1 protein-coding gene (cut by a window edge) is annotated in these 527 nt (G+C 56.7%); it reads left to right on the top strand.

The features are described 5' to 3' along the window. On the top strand, positions 1 to 527 hold part of the coding region annotated (locus ACIPZE_RS29000; RefSeq protein WP_400776867.1) for a FoF1 ATP synthase subunit a (this coding region is incomplete at its 5' end). The annotated region continues 186 nt past the right edge of the window; 527 of 713 annotated nt are visible.

Genomic DNA, 527 nt, shown 5'->3' with positions numbered 1-527 from the left:
ACGGCGGCTGGGGCTTTGCCCATACCGCAGCAGAAGCCAAGGAAATGGGCTTCTGGGCTTTCCACGTCGATACTCTCGGCTGGTCGGTCGCGTTGGGTCTGATCTTCGTTTTTCTTTTCCGCATGGCGGCAAAGAAGGCGACTTCGGGTCAGCCGGGTGCTTTGCAGAACTTCGTTGAAGTATTGGTCGAATTCGTCGATGGCAGCGTGAAAGACAGCTTCCATGGCCGTAGCCCGGTGATTGCACCACTGGCACTGACCATCTTCGTCTGGGTGTTCCTGATGAACGCCGTCGACCTGATCCCGGTCGACTGGATTCCTCAGCTGGCCATCCTGATCACCGGTGATCACCACATCCCGTTCCGCGCCGTGTCGACTACCGACCCGAACGCGACCCTGGGCATGGCGTTGTCGGTTTTCGCGCTGATCATTTTCTATAGCATCAAGGTCAAGGGCATCGGCGGCTTCATCGGCGAACTGACCCTGCACCCGTTCGGCAGCAAGTTTTTTTTCGTTTTAGGTATGATT

Origin of the sequence: Pseudomonas sp. NPDC089741 (genome assembly GCF_044748825.1) — a bacterium.
Lineage (GTDB): Bacteria > Pseudomonadota > Gammaproteobacteria > Pseudomonadales > Pseudomonadaceae > Aquipseudomonas > Aquipseudomonas helmanticensis.
Note: the sequence above shows the minus strand (reverse complement) of the source record. Positions and strands in the feature narration are given on the sequence as shown.